General features: G+C 41.7%; 13 protein-coding genes. 6 read left to right on the top strand and 7 right to left on the bottom strand.

Features of this window, described 5'->3' with window-relative positions; genetic code table 11:
• The 5 genes from ACQKC9_RS01635 to ACQKC9_RS01615 form a co-directional block, all read left to right on the top strand.
• The coding region (locus ACQKC9_RS01635) for a beta strand repeat-containing protein (protein WP_427620252.1) at positions 1 to 4181 on the top strand (4181 nt) is incomplete at its 5' end.
• A 175-nt stretch (positions 4182 to 4356) separates the two neighbouring features.
• Positions 4357 to 8469, top strand: coding sequence for a Mur ligase family protein (locus ACQKC9_RS01630; protein ID WP_427620251.1), 4113 nt, complete (start codon positions 4357 to 4359; stop codon positions 8467 to 8469).
• Between the two features lie 194 nt (positions 8470 to 8663).
• On the top strand, positions 8664 to 10202 hold the full coding sequence (locus tag ACQKC9_RS01625) for a TolC family protein (protein ID WP_427620250.1): 1539 nt from the start codon (positions 8664 to 8666) through the stop codon (positions 10200 to 10202).
• Between the two features lie 74 nt (positions 10203 to 10276).
• Entirely contained in the window at positions 10277 to 12601 is a 2325-nt protein-coding gene (locus ACQKC9_RS01620) for a type I secretion system permease/ATPase (RefSeq protein ID WP_427620249.1), read from the top strand.
• Positions 12602 to 12603: 2 nt separating this feature from the next.
• Positions 12604 to 13773: an HlyD family efflux transporter periplasmic adaptor subunit gene (locus tag ACQKC9_RS01615; RefSeq protein ID WP_427620248.1), complete on the top strand. Its 1170-nt coding sequence runs from the start codon at positions 12604 to 12606 to the stop codon at positions 13771 to 13773.
• Between the two features lie 115 nt (positions 13774 to 13888).
• Here the strand turns inward: ACQKC9_RS01615 and ACQKC9_RS01610 are convergent, their stop codons facing one another.
• The 7 genes from ACQKC9_RS01610 to ACQKC9_RS01580 all read right to left on the bottom strand — a co-directional run bounded on the left by ACQKC9_RS01610 (position 13889) and on the right by ACQKC9_RS01580 (position 19928).
• Positions 13889 to 14623 carry a hypothetical protein gene (locus ACQKC9_RS01610; RefSeq protein WP_427620247.1) on the bottom strand — a complete coding sequence of 245 codons (735 nt, stop codon included), beginning with the start codon at positions 14621 to 14623 and terminating at the stop codon, positions 13889 to 13891.
• Positions 14624 to 14710: 87 nt separating this feature from the next.
• Positions 14711 to 15718: an acyltransferase gene (locus ACQKC9_RS01605; protein ID WP_427620246.1), complete on the bottom strand. Its 1008-nt coding sequence runs from the start codon at positions 15716 to 15718 to the stop codon at positions 14711 to 14713.
• A 520-nt stretch (positions 15719 to 16238) separates the two neighbouring features.
• Entirely contained in the window at positions 16239 to 16781 is a 543-nt protein-coding gene (locus ACQKC9_RS01600; protein WP_101205252.1) for a peroxiredoxin-like family protein, read from the bottom strand.
• Positions 16782 to 16968: 187 nt separating this feature from the next.
• Entirely contained in the window at positions 16969 to 17856 is an 888-nt protein-coding gene (yghU, locus tag ACQKC9_RS01595; protein ID WP_427620245.1) for a glutathione-dependent disulfide-bond oxidoreductase, read from the bottom strand.
• Positions 17857 to 17926: 70 nt separating this feature from the next.
• On the bottom strand, positions 17927 to 18580 hold the full coding sequence (locus ACQKC9_RS01590; RefSeq protein WP_427620244.1) for a DsbA family oxidoreductase: 654 nt from the start codon (positions 18578 to 18580) through the stop codon (positions 17927 to 17929).
• 110 nt (positions 18581 to 18690) lie between these two features.
• Complete coding sequence (locus ACQKC9_RS01585) at positions 18691 to 19245, bottom strand: carboxymuconolactone decarboxylase family protein (protein WP_427620243.1); 555 nt, start codon at positions 19243 to 19245, stop codon at positions 18691 to 18693.
• Positions 19246 to 19637: 392 nt separating this feature from the next.
• Positions 19638 to 19928 carry a putative quinol monooxygenase gene (locus tag ACQKC9_RS01580; RefSeq protein ID WP_397477125.1) on the bottom strand — a complete coding sequence of 97 codons (291 nt, stop codon included), beginning with the start codon at positions 19926 to 19928 and terminating at the stop codon, positions 19638 to 19640.
• Between the two features lie 287 nt (positions 19929 to 20215).
• Between ACQKC9_RS01580 and ACQKC9_RS01575 the strand changes: the two genes are divergently transcribed.
• The gene (locus ACQKC9_RS01575) at positions 20216 to 20896 is read left to right on the top strand and encodes a glutathione S-transferase family protein (protein WP_057760571.1); all 681 of its coding nucleotides are present in this window, start codon (positions 20216 to 20218) and stop codon (positions 20894 to 20896) included.
• Positions 20897 to 20902 lie beyond the last annotated feature (6 nt).

The following is a 20902-nucleotide window of genomic DNA, read 5'->3' as shown; positions in this document are numbered from 1 at the left end:
ATGGCAACTGGAGTGTGGCAGTTGATGCCGATGACGTGGCGGCCATGGGCGAAGGGGATGAAACCCTAACCGCCACTGCCACGGACGCCGCTGGTAATATCAGTGCCCCTGTGACCAAAGACATCATTGTGGATACGGTTGTACCAACGGCACCAACTGATGCCCCTGTGGTCACTGACAATGTCGACATTGATGGTAGCGAGCTTACTCCAGCAGAAACTGTCATTAATGGTGGCCTGACTAACGACAACACACCAGGCGTTGTTGTACCTGCCGAGCAAGTAGCTAACGGTATCCCGCAACTGTTGGTTGATGGCAGCGTCGTACCTTCAACCTCTACGCCTAATGATGATGGCAGCGTGACCTTAACGCCAACCACGCCATTGACTGATGGCCCTTATACACTCAGTTACAACCTTATTGATGAGGCAGGTAACGTGAGTGAGGATTCGTCAGTCACCAATGTGACGATTGATACTACTACCATAGTTGCTCAAGATGACTCAGCCGATATAGATTTAGGTGAGTTACAAGCCACTAATAACCCACCAGTAACTGACAATAACGTCGCCGTACTTGGTATCGCTGAAGGAAATGGAATTGCCCAAAGAAGTAGTTTCGTGCAAAGGAGTAGTTTCGTTACGAGAAGCGATATTACTGCAAGGGATGTAGACTCAGATGGTATTCTTGGCTTTACTGTAAGTGATGGCGCGATTGGTACAGTTAGTATTGATGTCCAACAAATAGCGCTAGTTGCAGTAGCGGATGCCGTTAATATAGAAGTCTACAATAGCAATGGCGACCGTGTTTATGTTGGTACTACTGGTGGTGAACCACTAATAGGTGATGTAGTCGGTTTAGAGGTACTAGGCATTACTGACAACGACACATTGACAGCGACTGTATCTGGTTTAGAGCCAGGAGACTATACAGTAATAGTGCGTAAAAGTGATAGTGCATTAACTACTTTAGTCGAAGATATAGAATTGGCAGACTTAAGCGACTCTGGCATCGTTTTAGGCTTGAGTAATCAAACGGCTGTCTTAAATGCAGTAGAGGCTTCGCTAAATGCTGACACAGTTGGTCTGGGCACCACAGTCAAAGGTATTCTTACAGTTGCTTTAGGTGTGACAAATGAGCTAAGCATCGATGAATTGGTGACTTTGCTCCAAAACAATACTGTATTAAACAATTTACTTGGGGGCGTAGTTGATCCAGTATTAGATGCTGTTGCAGGTGCATTACTTAGCAATACCCTAACGTTGCTAGAAACGACCAATGTGACGACTACACTAACGGAATATAATTTCGATTCAAATGCAATCCTCACAGGTAATGTCATTAATCCTGATGGGTTAGCAGAAGATGAGTTGGGTGAAGATATAGTCACCGCTAATACTAAGCTGACTGATATCAATAGTGAAAATACTTTATTAGAGCCGACTTCTGAAATTGTTGACGGTCTCAACGTATTTACCATACAGGGTCAGTACGGTATTTTAATCATCAATGAGCTTGGTAACTACATTTACAGGGCCAATGGTGACTACGCATCGTCAGGTAAAACAGAAGTATTTGAATATACTATCTCTAACGGTGCAGCAGGTAACAGTGACACCGCAAAACTGGTGATTAATATCAGCTCTACGGCTCCTAGTACGCCCATATCAGTGGCTACTGTCACTGATAACGTGGCCAATGATGGCAGCGGTGACGTACTGAACCCTGAAGAAATCATTGTCGATAATGGGTTCACAAATGACAACACGCCAAGTTTGGTGATTGATGCCAACATTGTTGATGATGGAGACACACCTCAGTTGGTAATTGACGATATTGTGGTTGATGCTATAGTCGTCAAAAATGCGGATGGCAGTTATACGCTAACACCGCAGACGCCTTTAGATGATGGCGAGTATGAGCTAAGTTACAACATCAAAGACGCTATAAACAATGTCAGTGGTAATGCACCTTCTGTGACTATCAAAGTTGATACAATTGCTCCAGCTGCCCCAGTTGTTGAAGTGAATACAGATGGCACTGAAGTAAGTGGCACAGCAGAACCCAACTCGTTGGTTGAAATCGATGTTGATGGCGATGGCGTACCTGACTACAGCGGTACTACAAATGGCGCTGGCGACTATGTTATTGACACCAGTGAAGATCCACTAACCAACGGTGAGACTGTTACCGCAACGGCTACTGATGCTGCAGGTAACGTAAGTGCGCCTACTACTGTCATCGTACCTATCAAGGTGGATGCCATCGACGATAGTACTACAGCTGAAATAATCGTTACACCAGTGACGACTACTGAGATTAAAACGGACTCGGCAACATCAGTATTGAGTCTGCTTGGTGCAGGGAATATTGAAATGCAATTTGATTTTGATATTGCTGAAAATAGTACAGGCTCTGTAGAAATAAGTCTTGCGGCATCTGGGGTGGTAGATCTTCTAAATAATAGTAGTGTGGTTCTCCAAATAAAAGATGCGAATGGCACCTTTGTTGATATTGGGAACTCTGGTACTAATACTGGATTGATTGATGTGCTCGGTCTCTTAGGTGGAAATGCGAGTTACCAATTAACAGATTTACCAACCGGTGAATACCGATTGATAGGTTACGTCAGTCCAGCAATTGGTCTGATTACTACTGGAACCCTGACGGCGAATATCGTTGAGACTGATTCAACAGCGATAGCATCGGTAGCAACTGCAAATGCTACGGGCAATGTTATTGACGAGAATGATGTAGCAACCGCTGATACGGTAGTTACTACAGTTAATGGTGAACCAATTAACAGTAGTGGTACGACAAATATCATAGGTGACCACGGAATCTTGGTTATAGACGCTGATGGTGCCTATACTTATACGCCAAACTCAAATGTTGGTAGTATTGGTAAATCAGACACCTTCTCTTACACGATCGTTGATACAGTTACTGGCAGTACTGATAGTGCCACATTGACAGTAGGTATCGAGAGTGATTACCCAGCGGTCGATTTCCCAATTGATGCGGTAGATGATGTGGCAACCACAGAGCTGATTGTAAATCCAGAAACGATAGAGCAGCCTATCTCTGGTCAAGCTAGTAACGTGCTAGGTCTTTCCAGTGTGACAAGAACGTTCACTATTGACCCAGGTGATATAGGATCAGCGTTACTTACCCTTGAATCGAGTGACCTTTTAGGTGGTACTAGCTTTGTGGTACAAAAACAGAATGGTCTCTTCTGGGTTAATGTTGCTACTCAGACAGATGCTGGTTTGCTCGACCTTGGCGGTCTTCTAGGGGAGCGCTTAATTATTACGTTAGAAAATCTGGAAGCAGGTAACTATCGTGTTATAGCTGAGGCATCTGGAGCACTTTCTAGCGTTAATCTTAATGGATTTGTTACGAAGACTGATCCAGATGAGCCAGGCACTTATGATTCGCAAGCGGCTGTTGGTAATGTGATCAGTGACAACGATGACGTCACACTATCTACGGTTGTGTCGTCAGTTGATGGTACGAGTGTTATTGGCACCACTGTCATAGATGGTATCTACGGAACACTCACAATAAAACCAGATGGTTCGTATTTCTACAGACCTGATCCAGACCTCAACGTTATCAACCAAGTAGAAACTTTTGAATACACGATACTTGATGATTTTAATAATACAGATACCGCCACACTGACTATAAACATCACTAGTGACTGGCCAGCACCAGAACCAGTCGCTGCACGTAGTATGACGGTAGATGAGAGCTTCACGCTTGCTGACGATACTGATGACGCTATTGAGCTTCCTGACACCTCGCTGATTACCTCAACCGAAGGACTCGATATCCTAAGCTTTGATGGGGCGAATCAAGTCATTAGCTTGTCTGATCTTATCCAGCCAGAGGTGCTAGACATCATCGATATCAGTGGAATAGGTGCAAATACTCTGAATGTCGCAGCTAACGATATTGATTCGACTATCTATGTCAAAGGGGATAGTGATGATTCCGTAGACTTAGGTAATGTTGGCGCTGATTTCAGTGATACATATGGATCTGGTAATGCGACAACATGGGTAAATACCCAAACCACGACATCAGATGCCGATGGACAACAATATAACGTGTGGGCACTGAGCACCGACCCGGCTACACAGGTCAATATTGATGTTGATATCACAAATATTATTTAACATTGACTAATTGAGTTCTAATTTCTAAAACGCTCCCGCAATGGGGGCGTTTTTTACAGGGTATACTCAATTATTTTAAGATATAGTTAATGAGCATTCAAAGTCCTAAAAATACAAAATTGGTATAGTTAATCAAAATACTCAAAAATAGCAAACCGTAAAAGGTGATAAAAACATGAGTGAAAATACAACCATTGATGGCTTAATGACTCACTTAAAAAATAAATTACCAGCCATCTATGAACACTGGGTACAAACACATACTACCCAAGTACACACTGAAAATAGCACTGGGAATTTTCAAGATGCTGCATTAGATACGTTGCCTATCACCTTCATCTTATCAGTCTCTGATAGTCATAAAAAAGCCAAAGTAGTCACTTTTATTATTGATGATTTAATAAAACTAGACAAAATAGATCGCATTAGCAACTTCTCTGACTTTGAACAAATATTTCCCATAATTATAGACAAGCTAGAAAAGCTATCCACAAAATTTGATGCCCCTATTATGTGGCTAAGGCTAGAATGGTTAAATCAAGCCTCATTTACCACTTGGTTGGATTTTCAGCAAAGCTTAAAACGATTTAAGCGTAATTATTATCGCTCTGGTATCGCATTTGAAGGTGTACGTGAGCCATGGTTATTACTAACTGAGATGGAATTGAATGCCAATGCTTGCCTTTATATGGGTAATACTGTTTCTCATGCAGGGGTCAATGCTAACAACTTGAACGTGTATTTAAAGGCGCGTCATGGCAGCAGCCAAATCCCCAACTTTCACGATGATCTGCCTGTTGTTAGCTTTAATACCGCTGGTGTATTTATAAATATAGAGACAGGTGAGTACCACACTCTCGAAACCAAACCTCGTCATAAGGGCCATCGTAAATTACGACCCTTATTGGCAAGCAGCACCCAACCCATTATTGAGCAGGCCACGCATTACCTCGCAAAGCAGGTCACGCCATCAGGCAAATATGTATATGGCTATTTCCCTTGTTTTAACCGTACCATTGATACGTACAATAGCCTACGCCATGCCAGTAGTACTTATGCATTAATAGAAGGCTATGAAGCCTGCCGTGGTTTTAATACCGCGCGTAACGATGGTACGACAATTGCTTTGGCTAATATGAAAGTTAGTATTGATAATGCCATGAGCTATTTGATTGATGAGCTTATTCAAACCTATGATGACAAAGCATATGTGATTGATACTGGTGGAGAGATTAAGCTGGGTGCCAATGCGGTTGCGATACTGGCCTTGGTTAAATATCTGCAAGTATTTGAGGATACGCCTTTTGCAGGTAAATATCATGAGCTAGCAACCAAGTTAGCGTTAGGTGTTATCGCGATGCAACAAGAGGATGGTAGCTTCGTCCATGTATTGCATAGTAAGGATTTATCACTCAAAGCCGAAAATCGCATCATCTATTATGATGGCGAGGCGGCATTTGCTTTAATGCGTCTATATGGACTGACTAAAGATGAGCGCTGGATCAATTGTGTCACTCGCGCTTTTGACTATTTTATCGAAGCCAAGCATCATCAAGCACACGATCACTGGTTATCATACTGCTCAAATGAGTTGATTATATATAAATCTGAAAAAAAGTACTTTCAGTTTGCAGTCAATAATATTGCAGGCTATACCGATTTTATCAAAAACCGTATCACTACTTTTCCGACATTGCTTGAGCTATCCATGGCATTCCATAAAATGCTATTAAAGCTAGATGAGCATCCGGAGTTTCATGATGTGTTAGCGGGTTTTGATGTTCAAGGGTTTTATCAGGCATTACATGCACGTGCCAATCATCTTATAAATGGTTTTTTCTTTCCAGAAATGGCCATGTTTTATAAATCTCCGCAAACTATTTTGCATGGGTTTTTTATCCGTCATCACTCGTTCAGAGTGCGAATTGATGATGTAGAGCATTATTTATCAGGGCTTATTGGTTACTTTGATTTTTTAAAAACAGTCAATTATCCAAAGCTCGCTGCAAAGAAATATCAATCAACTCATAATGTAATCCACACAGGTAATGAAAACAAAAATCAGCCAGTAGAATCCGATAGTCAGCATTTGAAACAACCTGTGTTAGCGGCCAATTCGCTTGTCCTTGCCACTAAGGGTAGGTGGCTAGTCACACCGCCAGTAGATTGGTCTGCAACAGGATTATGTATTTGGTCACCCAGTTTTGAGTCAGGTCAGTTAATCGTGGCTCGAAGAAAAAATATGGCGGTGGGTTATTTGTCTGAAAAATCGATTGAGTCTTTAGTGAAAAAAGGCGCTTCTGCCATTATCACTGATGATGCCATAGCATATAAAGACTCAAGTATTCCTGTGTTGTACGTGCGCGATATACGTCAAGCGACTATTGCGATTGGACGATATGCTCGGCAAGTCTTTGATGGTCAAGTGATTGGTATTACTGGTAGTGCTGGGAAGACTACAACAGTGCATATGCTGGCACATGTACTGAATGGTTTCGGCGGTGCGAGCTACACTCAATCTAGTGCAAATCTACCGGTAGGCATTGCATGGAATTTGGCTTCTATGCCTCATTCTATAAGTCACTGGGTATTAGAGATGGCGATTGGCTCTATGTCTGCCAATACCAATTTAGTCCGCCCTGATATAGCGCTCATTACCAATATTGCACCCGCACATCTTGAGTATCATCATAATGTTGAGACTATTGCTCTCAAAAAATCACGTATTTTTGAGGGTATGACACCAGGTTCTCTCGCCATTGTTTGCCGAGATATTGAACAGTATGATTTGATTGAGCGTTTGGCAACCACGTGGGGGATTCATGTCGTCAGCTATGGTGAACATGACGATGCAACAATTAAGCTACTCAGTTATCATCAAAAAGAGGCACAAGCACAGATAGCAGTTGATGGTCAGACTTATTTGCTGAATTTACAGACCCGTGGTCAGCACATGGTGCTAAATGCGATGGCTATTTTGGCCGTGGTCAACCATAATAATTTACCTATCCGTGCGGCCATTACTCGACTAGAAAGTTTTAAAGCCGTGACTGGGCGAGGGCAAGTACTTGAAACGACTTATCAAAACCGATCAATTACACTTTATGATGAAGCTTACAATGCCAACCCATTATCCATGCAGGCAGCACTCGAAACCTTTGAACAGTTGCAGGCACCTACCCATCAAAAAGTATTGATTTTGGGTGATATGTTGGAGCTAGGGGGTGACAGTAGTAAGTACCATTTACAGTTGGCTCCTATCATTGAAAAGATGAATTTCAGAGCTTTGATTTTAGTCGGTAGTCAAAGCAAGGTGCTGGTCGATAAGCTTAAAAGTCTAGATATAACACTTTATCACTTTGAAGACGTACAAGCCGTAAGCTTACAATTATATGAGTTCATTAAAGATCATGACCATGTTTTTATTAAAGCCTCTAATGGCATTGGGCTCAATAAGCTATTCATAGAGAGTAAAAAATCTATTGTTTATCAGCAAGAGTTAGCAGTAGTTGAGACAAAAGATACTACTGTTAAGGAGGATTTTAATACAGACGCCGCCATACTGTTTGAGAGTTTTAAATTAAGAAATAATGAGATAACCGATCAGCGTCTTATCATAGAAAACAAGTCAGCAATACCAAAAATGATGGCATCATTGGCTAAATTAATGACGGTTATGTTGGTCTGGGATAAAGTGATGCAGGATAGAATCGATCCTGTTACAACTACGATAGAGATGCCGGTTAGTTTATTGAGGGGTAGTAGTGAGTACTATCAGTTCTATAAAAAGGGCGAACAAATACCGCTAATAGTACTTATTGAGTCTGCTTTAGTCGCTAGCTCTAATGAAGCAGTATTTGCTTTAGCCTATTGGCATTCCGGTAATGAGAAGACATTTGTATCACAAATGGTTCGTAAGTCACATTTGCTCAGCATAACCAATACTCATTGGACCAGTTGCTCGGGTCTTGACAGAAAGGCTCATACGACAGCTCAAGATATGAGTAAGCTTGCCAAAGTGTTTATCAGTCAGTATGGGGCAATAGCTTCTTACTGTTCTTTCAAGTATTTTGAATACAATGGTAAGAAGGTTTTTAATACCAACAAGCTTATGCGCTCTTACCCCAATATTCTAGGATTAAAGACAGGTAACTTAGTCGGTATAGGCTCTAACTTAATAAACTATTGGATAAATGGTGATGTGCATTATCTAAGTATTATGCTAGAGGCTGAGAGTCGAGAGGTATGCTATGAGCTGTCTGAGAAAATCATGAATAGCTTTGCTTAAATCTAGTTATTTGTAATATGTAATATGATGACAACTGATATTTGAATATGAGCTTTAATAAAGTTACATAACCTTAGTTAGCTTGATTGGCTATATAAGTTGTTGCCTTACCAACTTAGGTTTAGTAAGGTTTAACATAGAAGTGTTGAATACATATTTGAGAGCACATCAACAAGGACGATTACTAAAATAATATGAAAAATTCGTCAAATCGTAAGCAGTTACTTCGTAGTATTTCAGTGCGCCATTTTATGACCGCTTTGGCGACTGGTATATGTTTTACAGTGACTTCCCACGCAGCAGTAGCAGATTTCCAAATCAATAGCCTAGTGGCGCAGGCAATTCAAACGCATCCTTTAGTAGGGTCGGCTCGAGCGAGTCAAGAAGCAACTACCGAAGGAATTAATGCGGCCAAATTAAACCTTTTACCAACGCCAAGCGTGAGCTCAGGTTACGATAGAGACAATGATTTTGTCTCAGAGGTGATTATTCGCCAGCCTCTATGGACAGGGGGTAAGCTCACCGCAGATGTCAATCAAGCCATATTCGATGATAAAGCTGCGGTAGAGTATATCTATGAGCAGCAAAACTTAGTGGCCAAAACAACGATTGATGCTTGGCAGAGCTATATCCAAGCCGTCGCGACACAAAGCGTCCATGTAGAGAATTTAAAAGAGCTGAATGATTTTGAAGCCATGATGCAGCGTCGCGTTGGTCAAGGTGTATCAGCTCGTATTGAGCTTGATCTGGTGACTAACCGTATATTGCAAGAGCAAACATCTTATCAAGCGGCAGTTGAGCAGCAACGTATTGCCGCTGCTAGGCTAGAACAAATCATTGGTCAACCATTGTCCCAGATGAGTGTTACGAGCATACCGAATCTTAAGGTATTGGTAAATCAAGCCAAGCAGCAATCCGTTGACTTTGAAAGAATGGCGTTTGATAGAGCTGGCTTTTACAATCCTACCGTCGTAAAAGAACACTTCCAAATTGAATCCGCTAAGCAAGGTGTCGAAGCACAGCAAGCCGCTCGTTACCCAACCATCTATGCCCAATATGAGCATGCTTACTATCATGAGGATAACGAAAACGATGGTAAATTCTCTGTAGGATTGAGCTATGCACCAGGTGCTGGATTTTCCAATTTTGCGCTAGCACGAGCTTCACAAGCAGAGGTCAACAGCCTAGTACAAAACCAAGAAGCTGCACGCCGTAATGTCATCGAGAACATTCAGGTACAGTATCAGCAGTTTGTCAGTGCCAAAGACAGGGAAACCTCGTTAGTTGCTGCTGTAGCGGGGGCACAGATTGTGGTCAGCTCTTATCGCCGACAGTTCATTGCAGGACGCAAGTCATGGCTAGAAGTACTAAATGCTGTCCGTGAGCATAACGATTATCAAGTCCAACTGGTACAAACTCGTGCAGAAATGTTGGGTGCATTTTATAGACTACAAGTAGATTTTGGCATTATGCAGTGGCAGCAATTTTCTCATAATCGTGACCCAGTGACTTTATTTAGCCCAGCCAACTCTGTCAAGCAATGGTTCAATAAACAAGACAAAAACAGCGCTAGTAGTCATTTCGGTTATGGAAACAACACAACAGAAGAATATATCGATATCAAGCTGCCCGCGACGGCAGAGCAAAGCTTGAACAATGGTGAGTATCTCATGTTAAATGATGATTACAGTATTACGCCGATAACTGAACAAGAGAATATGACAAATAATTAAATCAAAAAGTCATATAAATAGGCGTAAATTATCCTACATACGCAACCATCTAAAATATTAAATAAGCGATCAATATGAGTGCACAATTACAAAAGACATCGTCTCAGTCTGTTGACCATCATGAGCTGCAACACTCAGAGCAGGTTGATCTGACCGAAACGCTGACGGATGCGATTAAGCATTTACTCGGACAGCAAGGCTATCCAGTAGATAACATACGGCTTCATGATGTCGTCAAACGTCATAGTGAGCAGTCGGACAGACAAGGTCAGAGCATTCATGAGTTAGGCGGTGTCATTGCAGTACTACAAGGCATTGGCATAACCGATACACCAGAAATACTAGAGCAGCCTGATGCCGCTTTTTTACCCTTACTCGCGTATCGAACGGATTTAGGTTGGGGCGTGATTGATAGCCAAACGCCGCAAAAAAGCTGGAACTTTAGACAAGCGAACCAGCAGGTACATACGCGTGCCGAAGAATTGACTTTGGTCATGCGTATTCGTCTAAAAGAAGATCATATCAAGCAGCGAAAGGCCTCATTTTCTGATCTATTAAAGTCCGATTTAGGTAATTATAAAGGTATTTTAGCTGAAGCCGTTATTGCCACTTTTCTGATTAACATGTTGGCATTAGCCGTTTCTCTGTTTTCTATGCAGGTTTATGACCGTGTCATACCAACGCGTAGTGAATACACGCTGATCATTTTAGCCAGTGGCGTCTTCTTGGTGATCATGTTTGAAGCGTTTATGAAGTTTTCTCGCTCAAGAATCATGGATAAGGTCGTTGTCGGTCTTGATCAGTACCTATCTCGAGAAGTGTTCCAACGTCTACTCAAAGTACGTATCGACCAAATGCCGGGGTCAGTTGGCTCTATGGCAGCACAGCTACGTGGTTATGAGCAAGTACGTAGCTTTTTTACGGCGAGCACGCTTTTTGGTTTAGTCGATTTGCCCATGACCATTATTTTTATCAGCTTAATAGCTTTTATTGGCTCGCCATTAGTCGCTGTTGTACCAGTAATAGCGGCGGTCATCGCAATTACGATGGGACTGATTGCACGCAAACGCATCGATGCCATTGCATCAGAGGGCGCGACTGCCTCTTATTATAAGACGGGTCTGTTAGTAGAAGCTGTAGAAGGTGTCGAGACAATAAAAGCAGGAGCAGGCAGTTGGAAGTTTCTCTCGCGTTGGCTAGATGTGATGGATGTCACCATCAAAAACGACTTGGATATGAAGCATGCCAATGACAACTTAACGTATTTTACGCAGATGCTACAGCAAGTAAGCTACGTTGGTATCGTGATAGTCGGGTCATTTGTCGTTATGCAAGGTGATATGACAATGGGCGGACTGATTGCCTGCTCGATACTTGGTGGTAGAGTGTTGGCGCCTGTGATGGCGATACCCAATCTGCTAGTACAGTATGCTCATGCCAAAGCCGCTAAAATGAATATTGAGAGTCTGTTTGCACTAGAGCAAGACAACCAAGGCGTTGCATATCCATTATCGCCTACGCACATAAAAGGTGCGTATCAGTGCGATGGATTGTCGTTCAATTACCAAGGCAACGATCGACCAGCCATTACGGTTCCGCAACTGTCGATTAAACCAGGAGAGCGTATAGCGATACTTGGGCCTATTGGTTCAGGTAAATCTACCTTGCTTAAAGTGCTGGCAGGACTGTATGCACCCACGGAAGGACGCGTGTTGTTAGACGGACTGGATATACATCAAATCAGTCGTGAGACACTTAGTGAGCGCTTGGGTTATCTGCAGCAAGACCATCGACTGTTTCAAGGAACCCTGCGAGAGAATTTATTAATCGGTATGGCAGCGCCCAATGACGATGTTCTTCAAGAGACTTTAAATAGGACAGGGCTCATTAATTTGGTATCGAGTCACTCAAGCGGTTTGGATTTGCCGATTAGTGAAGGCGGTAAAGGACTATCGGGTGGACAAAAACAACTGGTTGCATTTACCCGTTTATTATTGACCAAACCTGATGTGTTCTTGTTAGACGAGCCGACAGCTTCCATGGATAACCGACAAGAGCAGCGCTGTCTACAAGTGCTACGTCAGGAGTTGACGCAAGGGCAAACGTTTATTGTATCTACCCACAAGACAGCATTGCTAGACTTGGTAGATCGGCTGATCATTATGGATAACCAGCGTATTATTATTGATGGTCCAAAACAAGCTGTACTTGATGAGCTCAGAAAAAACGATCAAGCAAAAAATAAAACTACCGTACAGCAAAAAGATAGAATCACTAACAAAACCAATCAACCATCGAAAGAAGGTGCCGACGAAAATAAGCCTGCTACCTCTAGAGTAAGAAAGATCAGCGTAAAACCCATCAATGCTAAACATTCAACAGACGATCAAGGGAAGTAGGCATGTCAGAGTATAAGTACACACCCACTAAACCCCAAGTTAATCGTTCAAGGTTGAGTATTTGGATAGCATTAATCGGGATCGTCACTTTAATTGTCTGGGCATCATTTGCCAAGATTGACCAAGTGACCCGTGCGCAAGCAACGGTAATCGCCAGTGCTCGAACGCAAGAAATCCAAGCGTCAGAAGGCGGCGTATTGACTCAGTTGGCTGTCACAGAAGGTGAAGAGGTTAAGGCAGGTCAGTTATTGGTAGTGTTGGAGGAAGAGCGTGCTAAAGCAGCTGTTGATAATTCCGCTTCTAAAACAGCTGCATTGACTGCTAAGCTAGCAAGACTAAATGCTGAGATTTTTGAAAAACCGTTGATATTTCCTAAAGGGGTACAGGACTATCCTGAGTACGTGCAAAACCAAAGGGCGCTATACAATAGACGTCGTCAAGCCATCAATGAAGAAGTCTCTTCTCTTGAGAAAATGCTGGTGTTGGCACGTCAAGAATTGCGCATGAATGAGCCTTTATTAAAATATGGCGATGTGAGTCAGGCTGATGTCATCAAGCTGAGTCGTCAAGTTGCTGATATCGAAGCGCAGATTAATAACAAGCGCAATAAGTATTTTGAAGAAGCACAGGCTGAAATGACCAAGGCTCAAGAAGAGCTAGATACAGAGCTTGAGCAATTGCGAGATCGAGCACAAGTACTTGAAGAGAAGCGCTTGATGGCTCCTACAGAAGGTAAAATTAAAAACATCAATGTGACCACTATTGGCGGTGTCGTCAAGCCCGGTGAAGTTATCATGCAGATTTTGCCGACCAGTAGTGACTTGGTTATAGATGCCAAGGTCAGTCCCGCTGATATTGCTTATGTCAAAGAAGGTCAAGAAGCGACGGTTAAACTCGATGCTTATGATTACTCTATCTTTGGAGCCATGAAAGGGACGGTCAATTATATCAGTCCAGACACGCTAATGGAGCAAACACCTAAAGGCGAGGAGCCTTACTACCGTGTTTTAATTGTGATTAATGGTGCTGAATTTAAGGGGCGCGGTGATGAGATTGTCATCAAACCTGGTATGACAGCTTCTGTCGATATCAAAGCAATGGAGCGTACGGTATTGTCTTATTTAACTAAGCCAATTACCAAAACCTTATCAGAAGGTTTGGGTGAGCGATAACAGTTTAATATTGAATGTTTATTGATAAGATAATAAAAACCCCAGTTAATCGCTGGGGTTTTTTTATGTAGAGGTATTCGGTCTAATTGTGCTACTACTTATAACTCTTATATGCTTAGTTGGAACTTTCAGAAAATTTTTGGCTATTCGCCTCATTTCTTAACTGTTGTTGCTCATCAATTTTCTGCTGATTACGCTTTTTAACTTCGTTGATAGCCGCACTCAATTGATCATTTATTGCTTCCACTTCAGATTTTGCTGAAAGATAGTCTTTATCTATTTTGACGTTACTTTTTTGAGCAGGGACGTCTATATCTAGCAAGCTTGCATTGTTTTTAATTTCTTCTAATTTATCATCAGTGTTCGCAACTATAGACTGAGTATTGCTATCGGTTTGGGCATTTAGCGCCTTTTCCTTTTGCGGCGGAGTTTTGTTTGCTTGAGATGATTCTATCGATGTAGAAGCTGGTTTTTTGGGTTTATCATTGACGTTGTTGGTCGCTGGAGAAGAGGGTGCTTTTCTGCTTTCCACGCTAGCTGTTTGCTCATCACTACTTATTAGCTGAGATGTTTCAGGCTCATTACCAATCTCAGATTTTTTATTGACCGTGTCTTCTACATTATCGTTAGTGTCATTAGATGTCTTAGTGCTGGTGACAGTAGTGGTATAGATCTTTTCAGGTAGATCCACATTGTTGATAGCAGTAGGTTCAGTCGAGTTCGTTTGGCTATCAGCTACTTCTACTGAATCCGTCTGATGAGTGTTGAGATAGAAAATAAAGAAAACCCCAACATGTACTAATACTGCAAGGCACAACGCCCAAAACCATTTTTCGCGGAACTTCATCATTATATGGCTTTACCTTTATCATATTAGTACACGTGCGACACACCTTGAGGTTATCAAATAATTAGGATTGTTGGTAGAGAGAATGGGCTAAGCCTGTTCAATATTATCTTTAATTTCAGAGTCTCTATTTCCAGAGTTATTGCTCTCAAAGTCACTGCTCTCAAAGTCAGCTAGCATCTCTGTGATAAGTTGATCCTTTTGATGCCATATTTGCTCTACCCATTCAAACATCTGTGCTTTTATCGCTTCATCTGTTTCATAGCCGCCGTTTTTGATCGCAGTAAACAGATCTTCGGGTATCTCAATATGTCGCACATCGACGCCTAAACGTTTGATATTACCTTTCCATAGATCGCTATAAGTGGGTACACCGTCAGGGTAGACAATCGTCATGTCTAAAATCCCATCGATCTCTTCCCCTAATGCACTCATAGCCAGTGATAACCCGCCAGCGCGTGGCTTAAGTAAATGCGTATAAGGGGATTCTTGTTTATCGTGTTTGCTAGCGGTAAAGCGAGTCCCTTCTAGATAGTTCAATAGCGTAAAAGGCTTGTCCTTGAGCAATGCACATGCTCGTTTCGCTTCTTCGATATCCTTACCCTTTAGAGCAGGGTTTTTAGCGATAGCTTCTTTAGAATGTCGACGCATCATAGGAAAGTCGAGAAAGTAGAAAGCCTGACCAATGACAGGGATGTATATGAGCTCAAACTTGGTAAAAAAGCGCGTCAATGGTAAACGTTTTTCGCTGATATATTGCACGATACTGGTATCAACCCATGACTGATGATTGCTCACCAGTAGATACTTACCGTTGGTATGCACATCATCAGGCAGATTAATGCGCCAATCTTTGCGCGGTAATAGGTTATCGATCAATGCATTGTTGCTATTGATCCAATAGTTCGTCACGTCGATAACGGCTTTGTCAGCGATGGCAGCACCAGTGATAGCCTTGGTAGCACCCATTACCCAGACAGGTAGACCAGCTAGCATACTATTAAAAGTGATAACACTGGTTGCCGTCGTCAGTGAGGCAGCTTTGCCCAATTTTGGAGCGCGTTCATGTAGTTTTTGAACGATTGATTTCAATCGCATATCGAATCCTTTTACTCATACCTATGATGAGATATTGATAATGTTGCTGCATGATTTTAGCAGAAATCAATCTCAGTGTACGAGTGTTAACAACAAATAATAAACAGCATTGATAAATCAGAACGTACAATCGTATTAAGATTTAGCCGAAACGAGAGGCAAATTAAACCATAAACACAGTCTGTTTTATTTATAAAAACCAACCGATGAAAAAAGGAAATATAGATTAATCAAAAGGGAACATGTTTATGATGATATTTCGAGCTCAAATATAGTCCTTATATGCTGGCTAGTCTACGAGTTTCGTCTAGAACCTTTTTTTATAGATTGACCTTACTACTCAAACATTAGTACTGAGCAAATACTAATGAAGTTAAATATTTTGATAGCAGTTAAGTTATCAATAAACAAAAAAAGGGCGTATCAAGAATTATCTCGATACGCCCATTGCAATTTAACTGGTTAGATATTGATCAGCTAAATAATCGAGTGGATCAACACTCTATATTTACTATATCAATTAGCCGTGCATACCACGGATAGGGTAGTTGTTTTCTGGATTTCTAACAAAAGCCAAACCGTTTGCCAAGGCTTCAAGATCTGGTCTAGAAAACGGTGCATTTGAGATATCAACGATATGTACTTTTCCTTCAGCATTGATAACGAACACAGCAGGCTCAGCGAAAGGATGGTCAGTTTCTTTTTCTGAACGTGGGTCAGAGATATATAGACCTAACGTGTTCATCTGTTCGATAGTTAGACCATAAGCCATAGGGAAGCTAACATCTATCTGATCTAGATGACCTTCTAACTGCTCTTTGCTGTCTGCAGATACTGCGATGATATCGACACCGACGTCATAGAAAGACTGTTTTACTGTCTCTAAGGTATTTAGATACTTTGTGCAAATTGGGCAATGCTTACCACGGTATACAACAACCAGTTTCCAGTCATGACCGTTTTCAGGTTTGCCTAATGAAGTCATTTCACCGTTTAATACTTGTACTTCCATTTCAGGAAACGTAGTACCGGCTTGAATTTTTTGAGCATAATCTGTTGACATAGTTCTTATCCTTTTTAGTAGTGTCTTTATAGTTAGTTGGTATTTAACAGCCTTACATTAGCAGTCTTAAGTGCAAAAGTATTGGATGTTTACAGTAGTTCCAAGTAGTAATAGGAAAAGTAAACATTACCTTTAGAATCGATGAATAAGACTACTTAAGTAAGCTAGTAAGTCATAGACAAAGCGTCTATTTTTTTGCTTCTTCGGTTGTCTGAGCATCCAGTTTATCTTGAGTTTTTAGCTCAAAGTCTGAGGCATCATGACGTTCGTGTAATTGCTCAGCAGGCTCACCCCAAGTGCGGTTTACCTTGCGACCACGTTGCACAGCAGGACGCTCTAAAATCTCAGTTGCCCAGCGACGAACATTTGGATAGGTCTCAACTTGTAAAAACTCTCCTGCATTGTATGCTTCGCCTAGTATTAGATTGCCATACCAAGGCCAAGTGGCGATATCTGCAATCGTATACTCATTGCCACCTAGATAGCGATTTTCTGCAAGCTCACGTTCTAGTACATCTAACTGGCGTTTTACTTCCATCGTGAATCGATTGATAGGGTACTCAAATTTTTCTGGTGCATAAAAGTAAAAATGTCCAAAACCGCCACCCAAGTAAGGAGCAGAGCCTTGTAACCAGAAGAGCCAATTCATCACTTCAGTACGTGCTGCTGCATCTTTAGGCAGTAGTTTTCCGAATTTGTCGGCAAGATAAAATAAAATAGCGCCACTCTCAAACACACGACTACCAGTCTCTGTATCCAAAAGCACAGGAATTTTTGAGTTTGGATTTAGCTCAACGAAACCTGATGAGAACTGTCCGCCCTCACTAATTTGAATCAGGTGCGCGTCGTACTCAGCTTCTGTCACACCTAACGCCAATAACTCTTCGACCATAATGGTGACTTTTTGACCGTTAGGGGTGCCCATTGAGTAAATTTGCAACGGGTGCTTGCCTCGAGGTAGTTCTGCTTCATGCGTTGGACCAGCGATAGGGCGGTTGACGCTTGCCCACTTACCACCGCTTTCTGCATCCCATGTCCAGACGCTAGGTGGCTCGTAATGATTAGAGTTTGACATAATGGTGATACCTTTTTATATACTGTGCTCAGTAGGATGTAATTGGTAAATCAGATCCAGTTTATTGTTTTTATTCTGGCATGTCTGATAGTTGCTTTAAGATGTTTTTGTAGTTTTCTACACCTTGCGCGCCGCTCACCAGATGACGACCATTAAAGATAACGGATGGTACGCTTTGAACACCTTGCTGCTTTGAATGCTGTACGGCTTCACGTATCACATTGGCAAAGCGTTGATATGTGATAACGGCAAGCGCCTCAAAACGATCTAGTCCGACATCTGCTGCGACATCTGCTAGTACGGTACTGTCAGCCACGTTTTTATTATCAGCGAAATGCGCGATGAACAATGCTTGTTTTAGGTCGTGCATACGTCCTTGCTGATCAGCCCAATGCAGTAACTGATGCGCATTAAAAGTATTGTAGGTACGAAACTCATCGGTAAACTGAAAATTAAATCCAGCTTCTGCACCTGCTGCTGTCATTCTAGCTCGGTTCTCTTTAACGTCCTCAGCAGTTTTACCGTACTTCTCCATAATATGCTCACGATAGTTTCGTCCTTCGTGCGGCGTATTAGGATTTAATTCAAATGGGTGCCAGTGAATCTCGTGCGGCGTGTTGGTTTGTTTTAATGCCTCGGCCAGTTGACTATAGCCGATAGCACACCAAGGGCACACAACGTCTGACACGATGTCTATTCGTAAGGGTTTTTTTGCCTGTTCCATAGGATCTCTCATTAGCGATAAATTAAAATGGAAAACTGCTGCCCGAAGATGTTTCGAACAACAGTATGAAAACATCAAATGGACTGTGTCAGCGTTAGCCGAAAAACGTATTAGTTAGCTTTATGCCATTCAAATTTCTGGAATGGCTTGTCGACTGGTGTGTTAGCTAGGTGGTTTGTGTAGTTGCTCATGACTTTTTGAGCAGCACCAAGAATAACTTCAAGAATTTGGCGCTTAGTGTAGCCAGCATCTAAAAATGCTTGAACCGCGCTGTCATCAACGTTACCACGATTACGGACTACAGATAGTGTGAAGGTACGCAATGCTTCCAATTTTTCAGTTGGTAGTGGCGTTTCATCACGTAATGCATCAGTGATAGCGTCATCTACTTTCATGCTCTTAGCAATACCAGTATGCGCAGGCACACAGTAATGGCAAGCATGCTCAACGTTGATAGTTTGCCATACCACAGTAGTCTCTTCATCATCAAAGCTACTGTCTAAAAACAGTTGATGTAGCTTTTGGTAGCCTTCTAGTAAGCCAGGCGCTTCAGCCATCACGGCGTGTAGGTTAGGTACCATGCCAAATGCTTTGATTGAAGAATCAAGTAAGTCTTTGCTTTCTGCTGGGGCTGTGTCTTTATCGTGTAGAGTAAATTCGGTCATAATATAATTCCTAATAATAGGTTTGAGATTTAGTGTGTTTTAGAGTTTTCATGCTCGCTTAAAAGCAGTCGCTGATTTACATTTAATTATTGGCTTGAGTAGTTACTCAAAATTAGCAACTTTGCTTAGTAAGCGAGTCAATAGAGACTACTATAAATGATATTGAGCAATCGCTCAATAATTATTTGAGTAATCGTTCAAGTAAATTGTAATGGCTAAATTACATTCCTCTGCGTAATTCATATTACTCTATTAATATCAGTATCTTAAGAAGGTAACACTGTGTAAGTAGTAAGAAAAAATAACGGTAAAAAAGTTATTGTTAGCGTTAATAACGTTATTTTCTCTAGTATTACGAACAAAGCTTATTGAAATGACTGAATGAATCGAGATTAATTAACTTCAGTCATCTCATGTAGAACGAACGATTCCACCGCGCCTTCTGTTGCGGCAGAAAAGTCTTTTAGATGTTGGTTTTCCATATGGATTTGCCATAGCTCGCGGGTAGCCCAGCTTTCATGAAACATAAAGTGAGTGGGTTTCTCATTATCTTGGAACAAATCATAACGAATACAGCCTTCTTCGCTGCGAGTAGCTGGTATGAGTTTTTCGAGTTCAGCCTTTACGAGAGCGATGCTATCGTCTTTTGCTGTTATATGGGCGATGACGGTTAATGTAGTCATTTTTAATCCTTTGAATTGGTGTGATGGTTAGATGAGTTTTGAGGGTGACTGTTGGTAAAAGAGTCTATATACGAACAGGGTTATATCAATACTGTATTTATTATATCAATATATAACATTACTTGAACGAACGTTCATTTGTGGTTATAGTGTATATCAGACAATAAAAATGTGCTTCAAATTTCGACGTCTATTTTTGTTATCTCATTACAGTTTTTATAGTCATTAGTATAGTCACTAGATTTGATAGTCATCAGACGACTGTCTTCATATAATAGGATAAAGTTATGCTTAAATTTTATTTTCATCAAACGCCAAACCCAATGAAAGTAGCATTGTTTCTTGAAGAAACTGGGCTACCTTATGAGCTTGTGGCAGTAGATACCCTAAAAGGTGAGCAGCATACACCTGAGTACCGTGCTATCAACCCAAACGGCAAAACACCTGCCCTAGAAGATGACGGCAAACGCGTGTTTGATTCTACAGCTATCTTGATGTATCTTTCTGAAAAAACAGGCAAGCTGGCAGGACAACCAGAAGATCGTAGCGAGATGCTGTCGTGGCTAATGTTTGTAGCATCTGGATTGGGCCCTTTTTCTGGTCAGTCTGTTCACTTTAGGCATAAAGCGCCAGAGAAAATCCCGTATGCAATTAATCGTTACCTTCGTGAGGCCGAGCGTCATTATGAAGTGCTAGATACGCACTTAGAAGGCCGTGAATATATGGTTGGTGATAGTTACTCAATCGCTGATATTTCTACTTGGGGCTGGATTGATAAGGCGACAGTTGTGCTAGGCGAAGGCGGCTTGGATAATTATCCGAATCTAAAGCGCTGGTTTGATAGCATTAATGCCCGCCCAGCGGTACAAAAAGCCCGTGACATTCCTAAAGGTATTGATTTCAAAACTGAGTTTGATGATGTTGCTGCACGCGCGCTTTATCCGCAAAACTTTGATAAAAACAGTTAATCGAAG

The sequence above is a fragment of the Psychrobacter sp. NPDC078409 genome, assembly GCF_050268505.1.
Lineage (GTDB): Bacteria > Pseudomonadota > Gammaproteobacteria > Pseudomonadales > Moraxellaceae > Psychrobacter.
Note: the sequence above shows the minus strand (reverse complement) of the source record. Positions and strands in the feature narration are given on the sequence as shown.

Coding starts and splice junctions, on each gene's coding strand:
- ACQKC9_RS01620 (WP_427620249.1), top strand. CDS start 10,277: ATGAGTGCACAATTACAAAAGACATCGTCTCAGTCTGTTGACCATCAT.
- ACQKC9_RS01600 (WP_101205252.1), bottom strand. CDS start 16,781: ATGTCAACAGATTATGCTCAAAAAATTCAAGCCGGTACTACGTTTCCT.
- ACQKC9_RS01590 (WP_427620244.1), bottom strand. CDS start 18,580: ATGGAACAGGCAAAAAAACCCTTACGAATAGACATCGTGTCAGACGTT.
- ACQKC9_RS01615 (WP_427620248.1), top strand. CDS start 12,604: ATGTCAGAGTATAAGTACACACCCACTAAACCCCAAGTTAATCGTTCA.
- ACQKC9_RS01575 (WP_057760571.1), top strand. CDS start 20,216: ATGCTTAAATTTTATTTTCATCAAACGCCAAACCCAATGAAAGTAGCA.
- ACQKC9_RS01585 (WP_427620243.1), bottom strand. CDS start 19,245: ATGACCGAATTTACTCTACACGATAAAGACACAGCCCCAGCAGAAAGC.
- ACQKC9_RS01580 (WP_397477125.1), bottom strand. CDS start 19,928: ATGACTACATTAACCGTCATCGCCCATATAACAGCAAAAGACGATAGC.
- ACQKC9_RS01610 (WP_427620247.1), bottom strand. CDS start 14,623: ATGATGAAGTTCCGCGAAAAATGGTTTTGGGCGTTGTGCCTTGCAGTA.
- yghU (WP_427620245.1), bottom strand. CDS start 17,856: ATGTCAAACTCTAATCATTACGAGCCACCTAGCGTCTGGACATGGGAT.
- ACQKC9_RS01605 (WP_427620246.1), bottom strand. CDS start 15,718: ATGCGATTGAAATCAATCGTTCAAAAACTACATGAACGCGCTCCAAAA.
- ACQKC9_RS01630 (WP_427620251.1), top strand. CDS start 4,357: ATGAGTGAAAATACAACCATTGATGGCTTAATGACTCACTTAAAAAAT.
- ACQKC9_RS01625 (WP_427620250.1), top strand. CDS start 8,664: ATGAAAAATTCGTCAAATCGTAAGCAGTTACTTCGTAGTATTTCAGTG.